1 protein-coding gene is annotated in these 7,918 nt (G+C 75.7%); it reads left to right on the top strand.

Features of this window, described 5'->3' with window-relative positions; genetic code table 11:
- Positions 1–61: 61 nt before the first annotated feature.
- A partial coding sequence (locus LP52_RS25140) for a non-ribosomal peptide synthetase (RefSeq protein ID WP_157036479.1) occupies positions 62–7,918 on the top strand: 7,857 nt, incomplete at its 3' end.

Raw genomic sequence — 7,918 nt, 5'->3', positions numbered from 1 at the left:
GGCCCGTGCCTCAAGGCGCGGGGCACCCTTCCTCACTCCTGTTTCTCGAAGGCAGCGCCTCATGAGCCAGACCCGCCCCACCCGCACCCCCGTGTCGCTGGCACTCACCGGTGCCCAGCGCGGCGTGTACTACGCCCACCACGTCGCGGCCGCCGACAGCGCAGGCCCCGCGGCCGGGCGCTTCAACGTCGGCCAGTACATCGACCTCGCCGGGGGCGTCGACTCCGCGCGGCTGCGAGCGGCGCTGGAGCACGTCGTCGCTGAGACCGACACCCTGCGAATCCTCATCCGGGGCGGTGACACCGGCGCCCCGGACGGCGACGAGGAGCCGTACCAGGTCGTGCATCCCGAACCGCCGTGGGACGCCCCGCTGCTGGAGGACGTCGACCTGCGCGGCGAGGCCGACCCGCGCGGAGCCGCCCTGGCACTGATGCGCGCCGACATGGCCGCGCCCGCCGACCTCGCCGCCGGGCCGCTGTACCGCTTCGTGCTCTACCGCATCGGCGACGACCGCCACCTCTGGTTCCAGCGCTACCACCACATCGTCGCCGACGCCTACGCCATCACCACCTTCACCCGCCGCGTCGCGGAGATCTACACCGCGCTCGCCTCCGGGCACGGCCACGAGCGCAGGTTCGGCGACCTTTCGGCGGTCGTGGCCGAGGAGGAGGACTACGCCGCCTCCGACCGCCGCGCCTCCGACCGCGATTACTGGAGCGGCCTGCTGGCCGACCGGCCCGAGCCTGCCCTGCTCAGCGACGCGCCGCCCGCGCCCTCCCCGGCCGTGGTCACCGCCGAAGGCGCGCTGAACGCCGCAACAGCCGACCGCCTCGCCGAACTGGGCAAGCGGTCCGGCGCCAGCTGGGCCGAGGCCCTCATCGCCGCCTTCGGCTGCTACGTGCACCGCCGCACCGGCGCCCGCGACGTCGTGCTCGGTATGCCCGCCATGGGCCGCCTGGGTTCGGCCGCGCTGCGGACCCCCGCGATGGTGGTCAACGTGCTGCCGCTGCGCCTGGGCCTGCACCCCGCCGACACCGTCGCCGACCTGCTGGCCCGCACCAGCGCCCGGCTGCGCGAACTGCGTGCCCACCAGCGTTACCGTGCCGAGGACGTGCGCCGCGACCTCAACCTGGTGGGGCGCGGCACCGCGCTGCACGGGCCGATGATCAACATCAAGGCCTTCGACTACGACCTGGACTTCGCCGGGGTCCGCGGCACCGCCCGAACGCTGTCCGAAGGGCCCGTCGACGACGTGTCGCTGTCGGTCTACCGCGACGGTGCGGACGGCGGCCTGCGCTTCGAACTCAACGGCAACGCCGCCCGCTACACTCGCGCGGACCTGGACACCCTGCTGACCGAGTTCGGGCGCGTGCTGCACGGCATCGCCGCCGAGGGCGCCGCGCCCGAGGAGGCCGACAGCCGGCCGCTGGGCACCCTGGACCTCGCCGACAGCGCCGCGGCCGCGGGGTCGGCAGGCCCCGCTCTCCCGGCGTCCGAGACCCCGGTCGCCGACCGCATCGCCGAGACCGCGCGCCGCACGCCCGGAGCGGTCGCCGTGGAGGCGGGCGGCGCCGTGCTGACCTACGCCGAACTCCTGGAGCGCTCCGACGCGCTCGCCGCCCGGCTGCGGGCCGCGGGCGCGGGGTGTGAGTCGGTGGTGGCGGTGGCGCTGCCGCGGTCGGTGGAGCTGGTGGCGGCCCTGCTGGCGGTGGGGCGCACCGGTGCGGCTTACCTGCCCGTCGATCCGGAGTTTCCCGCTGAGCGGATCGCGTTCATGCTGGCCGATTCGGGGGCGCGGCTGCTGGTGACCGACGCGGAAACCGGCGCCCGCATGCCCGAAGGGCCGCGCCCCATCGTGCCGTCCCGCCCCGAGGACGACCCCGCGCCCGAGGACGCCGGCGCCGCCGACACCACGCGGGTACCCGTGGCCGAGCGCGCCGCCTACGTCCTCTACACGTCCGGGTCCACGGGCCGGCCCAAGGGCGTGGTGGTCTCCCACAGGGCGCTGGCGAACTTCCTTTCGGACATGGCCGAGCGGTTCCCGATGGGTGCGGGGGAGCGGCTGCTCGCGGTGACCACGGTCGGCTTCGACATCTCGGCGCTGGAGCTGTACCTGCCGCTGCTGGCCGGAGCGACGGTGGCCGTCGCCGACCGCGACACCGTCCGGGACCCCGCCGCGCTGGCGGAGCTGGTGGAGTCGTCGGGCGCCTCGGTCGTGCAGGCGACGCCGACCCTGTGGCGGGCGCTGGCCGAGGAGCGGCCCGAGGCCCTGTCCGGACTGCGGGTGCTGGCGGGCGGCGAGGCGCTGCCCGAGGCCTTGGCCGAGACCCTGGCCGATCGAGCGGCGGAGGTGGTGAACCTCTACGGGCCCACCGAGACCACGATCTGGTCCACCGCCGCCCGCATCGCGCGGGGCCGCGACCTCCCCGCCGCCGCAGCCGCCCCCATCGGCGCGCCCATCGCCAACACCCGCGTCCATGTGCTCGACGCCGCCCTGCGGCCCGCCCCCGCCGGAGCCGCCGGCGAGCTCTACATCGCGGGTGACGGTCTGGCCCGCGGCTACCACGGCCGTGCCGGGCTGACCGCCGAGCGGTTCGTTGCCGATCCCTTCGGTCCGCCCGGATCGCGCATGTACCGCACCGGCGACCTCGTCCGCCGGGCTCCCGAGGGCGCACTGACCTATCTGGGCCGCTCCGACTTCCAGGTGAAGGTCCGCGGCTTCCGCATCGAACTCGGCGAGATCGAGACCGCCCTGGCCGAGCAGGAAGGGGTGGCCCACGCCGTCGCCGCCGCCCGCGCGGACACCCCCGACCAGCCCCGCATCGTCGGATACGTGCGCCCGGTCCCCGGCACCGCTTGCGACCCCGCCGCGCTGCGCGCAGCCCTGGCTCAGCGCCTGCCCGACTACATGGTGCCTTCGGCCGTGGTGGTGCTGGAGGAGTTCCCCCAGACCGCCAACGGCAAGATCGACCGCGCCGCACTGCCCGCGCCCGCACCCGCCGCGACGGACACCGGCGACGCCTCCGCCGACCCGTTCGAGGGGCGGCTGCGCACCGTGCTGGCCGGGGTGCTGGGCACCGGCGCCGTCGGCGCCGACGACGACTTCTTCGCGCTGGGCGGCCACTCCCTGCTCGCGACCCGCGCCGCCAACCGAATCCGCGCGGAGCTGGGCGTGGAGACGCGCGTGCGAGACCTCTTCGACGCCCCCACCCCCGCCGCGCTCGCCGCTCTGCTCGCCGCGCGCCCCGCCGCCCGGCCACCGCTCACCCGCCGACCCGATCCCCACGAGCCCGCGCCGCTGTCCTACGCCCAGGAGCGCCTGTGGTTCCTGGACCGGCTGCACGGTCCCGGCGCCGCCTACAACGTCCCGCTGGCCTTCCGGCTGCGCGGCACCGTGGACACCGGCGCGCTCGCGGCGGCGCTGCGCGACGTCGTACTGCGCCATGCGATCCTGCGCACCGTCTACACCCCCGGCGGCACCGGTGCCGCCGCGCACCAGCGCGTCTTGGACCCCGATGAGGCCGGCGAGCCGCTGGAGGTCCGCGACATCACCCCCGGCGAGCTGGACGAGCACCTGCACGAGGTGCTGCACCGGCCCTTCGACCTGAGCCGCGACACCGCCGTGCGCGCCGCGCTGCTGCGCACCGCTCCCGACAACGCCGTGCTCGCGTTCGCCTTCCCGCACATCGCCACCGACGAGTGGTCCGAGGCCCCCTTCACCCGCGACCTCGACGCCGCCTACACCGCACGCCGCGCCGGCCGCGCCCCGCAGTGGGCGCCGCTGGAGGCCGACTACGGCGACTTCGCCGTCTGGCAGCGCGCCTGGCTGGGCGACGCCGGCGACCCCGCGAGCCCCATGGGGCGCCAGCTGGCCTTCTGGCGTGAAACGCTGGCCGGCGCGCCCGCCGAGCTCGACCTGCCCGCCGACCGGCCGCGTCCCGCGGCAGCGGACGGCGCCGGCGCCGCCGTCGAATTCACCCTGGGCACCGACGAGCACCGTGCGCTGCTGCGCCTGGCCGAGCAGCACGGCGTCACCGCCTTCATGGTGCTGCAGAGCGCGGTGGCCGTTCTGCTGCACCGCACGGGCGCCGGCGACGACGTCTGCATCGGCACGCCTGCCGCCAACCGCGACGACACCGCGTTGCACGACGCCGTCGGCATGTTCCTCAACATGCTCACCCTACGCACCGACCTTTCCGGCGGCCCCGACACCGCCGAGCTTCTGACCCGCGTGCGCGCGGCCGACGTCGCCGCCTTCGCCAACGCCGACGCGCCCTTCGACCGCGTCGTGCAGGAATGCGACCCGCGGCGCTCGCTGGCGCGCCATCCGCTCTTCCAGGTCATGCTCACCTACCAGCGCGACCCCGACCGTCCCGCGCTGCTCGGCACCGACTCCGCCGTTCACCCGGTCGACATGCGGGCGGCCAAGCTCGACCTGGAGTTCGGCTTCGCCGAACGCCCCGGTACCGACGGTCTCGCGGGCACGCTGCGCTATGCCACCGCCCGCTTCGACCGGGACACGGCCGAGCGCATGGTCGCGCGACTGCGCCGGGTACTGGAGAGCATGGCCGCCGAGCCCGCGCGCAGCGTGTCCTCGATCGACGTGCGCACCGAGGACGAGCGCCGCATGCTGGCGCGGGCCAACGCGACCGCGGGGCCCGTCGGCGGCCCGCTGCTGCCCGAGCGCCTCGCCCGCGCCGCCGCCGAACATCCCGAACGCGTCGCCGTGGAGGCGGGCGGCGCCGTGCTGACCTACGCCGATCTCGACGCCCGAGCCGCACGGCTGGCCGCGGCGCTGCGTGCCGCGGGTGCGGGGTGTGAGTCGGTGGTGGCGGTGGCGCTGCCGCGGTCGGTGGAGCTGGTGGCGGCGCTGGTCGCGGTGGGGCGCACCGGTGCGGCCTATCTGCCCGTCGATCCGGAGTTTCCCGCTGAGCGGATCGCGTTCATGCTGGCCGATTCGGGGGCGCGGCTGCTGGTGACCGACGCGGAAACCGGGGCTCGCATCCCCGGGGCTCCGCAGCGGCTGCTGGTGGACGAGCCGGCGACCTGGCCCACCGCCTGCGCCGCCGACAACGGGCAAGCCGCCGTCCCGGCCCCGGACGGCGCCGCCTACATCCTCTACACGTCCGGGTCCACGGGCCGGCCCAAGGGCGTGGTGGTCTCCCACAGGGCGCTGGCGAACTTCCTTTCGGACATGGCCGAGCGGTTCCCGATGGGTGCGGGGGAGCGGCTGCTCGCGGTGACCACGGTCGGCTTCGACATCTCGGCGCTGGAGCTTTACCTGCCGCTGCTGGCCGGAGCGGCGGCCGTGGTGGCCGACCGCGAAACGGTGCGCGACCCGGCCGCCCTGGCGGGGCTGGTGGAGTCGTCGGGCGCCTCGGTCGTGCAGGCGACGCCGACGCTGTGGCGGGCGCTGGCCGAGGAGCGTCCGGACGTGCTGCCGGGGCTGCGGGTGCTGGTGGGCGGCGAGGCGCTGCCCGAGGCCTTGGCCGAGACCCTGGCCGATCGAGCGGCGGAGGTGGTGAACCTCTACGGGCCCACCGAGACCACGATCTGGTCCGCCGCCGCCGCGGTGGAGCCCGGCGGGGCCGTCACCGTCGGCGCGCCCATCGCCAACACCCGGGCCCACGTACTCGACGCCGCGCTGCGCCCCGTGCCGCCGGGCGTCCCCGGTGAGCTCTACATCGCCGGCGAGGGTGTGGCTCGCGGTTACCACGGCCGCTCCGGGCTGACCGCCGAGCGGTTCGTCGCCGACCCCTTCGGTCCGCCCGGATCGCGCATGTACCGCACCGGCGACGTCGTGCGCTGGAACCGCACGGGCGCACTGACCTATCTGGGCCGCTCCGACTTCCAGGTGAAGGTCCGGGGCTTCCGCATCGAACTCGGCGAGATCGAAGCGGCCCTGGCGCGCCGCTCCGGTGTGGGCCAGGCGGTCGCGGCAGTGCGCACCGACGGCGCCGAGGCCGCGATCACCGGCTACGTCGTCGCCGAACCGGGAGCCGGACCCCTCGACGGGGACGCCGTGCGCGCGGATGCCGCGGAGCGCCTGCCCGACTACATGGTGCCCGAAGCGCTGGTCGCCGTGGACGCCTTCCCGCTGACCGCCAACGGCAAGATCGACCGCGCCGCGCTGCCCGCACCCGACCCCGCGGCCGGTGCCCACGCTCGGGGGCGCCCGCCGGGCACGCGCGAGGAGGCGGCCGTCTGCGCCGCGATCGGCGAGGTGCTGGGCACCGGCGCCGTCGGCGCCGACGACGACTTCTTCGCGCTGGGCGGGCACTCGCTGGCCGCGGCCCGCGTCGCCAACCTGCTGCGCACCCGACTGGGCGCCGACATCGGCGTGCGCGACCTGTTCGAGGCGGCCACGCCCTCCGGCATCGCCGCGCGGATCGCCGAGCGCGCGAGCGACGCAGCCCAGGCCCGGCCGGAGCTGACCGCGCGTCCGCGGCCCGCGCACGTGCCGCTGTCCGCCGAGCAGCGGAGGCTGTGGCTGCTGGAGTCGGCCGGAGCGTCCGACGGCGCTGCCTACAACGTGCCCTGGGCGCTGCGCATCGGCGGTCCCCTCGATCCCGCCGCGCTGGAGGAGGCGCTGGGCGACGTCCTCGCCCGCCACGAGGTGCTGCGCACCCGGTTCCCGGCAGGTGCCGACGGCGAGCCGGAGCAGCGCGTCGTGGACGTCGCCGACCTGCCGCGGCCGCTGCTGGAACAGGAGGCCGCGCCCGAGGTCTCCGAGGAGCAACTGGATCGCGCCGCGCGCGAGCCCTTCGACCTGGCCGGCGGCCTGCCGGTGCGCTTCCGCCTGTTCACCGGCGGCGCAGAGCACGTCCTCCTTGCCGTCTTCCACCACATCGCGGTGGACGAGTGGTCGCAGGAGCCGTTCCTGCGTGATCTGGATGCGGCGTATCGGGCGCGTGCGGCCGGTGGGGTTCCGGGGTGGGAGCCGTTGCCGGTGAGTTATGCCGATTACGCGGTGTGGCAGCGTGAGCTGCTGGGTTCTCCGGAGGATCCGGGCAGTAGGGCGGCTCGCCAGCGCGGTTTCTGGCGGGAGGCCCTGGCGGGTCTGCCCGAGGAGATCCCCCTGCCCGCCGACCGGCCCCGCCCGCGGACCCCGAGCGGCAGCGGCGGACTGGTGCGCTTCGCGCTGCCCGCGGATCTGGCCGCGGCCGTCGGGCGGATCGCCGAGCAGACCCGCACCACCCGCTTCATGGTGTTGCGGGCCGCGGTGGCCGTGCTGCTGCACCGGATGGGCGCCGGTAGCGACCTCCCGCTGGGCACGCCGGCGGCCAACCGCGCCGACGAGGCGCTGCACGACGCCATCGGCATGTTCCTCAACACTCTGGTGCTGCGCACCGACCTGTCGGGGGCGCCGGGCTTCCGCACGCTGCTGGAGCGCGTGCGCGATCGGGACCTCGCCGCGTTCGCCAACGCCGAGCTGCCCTTCGACGACGTCGTCGAGGAACTCAACCCCCCGCGGGCCGCCGGGCGAAACCCCCTGTTCCAGGTCATGGTCAGCCACCAGAGGCGGCCGGAGGGCACCGATGGCCTGCTGGGCCTGCGCACCCGGCTTGACGACCGGGTGATCGACACCGCGAAGTTCGACCTGGAGGTCGTGTTCATCGAGCGGCCCGGCGCCGAGGAGCTGGACGCGGCGGTGCGCTACTCCGCCGACCGGTTCGACCGCGCCACCGTCGCCGACCTGACCCGGCGGTTCACCCTGCTGCTCCGCGCCGCACTTGTCGAGCCCGACCTGCCGGTCGCCGACCTTCCGCTGCTGGGGGAGGGCGAGCGTGCGCGGCTGCTGGGGGAGTGGGGCACCGCCCCGCACCCGGTGACCGAGCAGACGCTGCCCGAACTGCTCGCGCGGGGCGCCCTGCCGCGGGGGACCGCGCCCCGCACCGCGCTGGTGTCGGACGGTGCC

It is taken from the genome of Streptomonospora alba, assembly GCF_000826685.1.
Classification (GTDB): Bacteria; Actinomycetota; Actinomycetes; order Streptosporangiales; family Streptosporangiaceae; genus Streptomonospora; species Streptomonospora alba.
The sequence above is the reverse complement of the archived record's forward strand: the minus strand, read 5'-3'. Positions and strand labels throughout refer to the sequence as shown.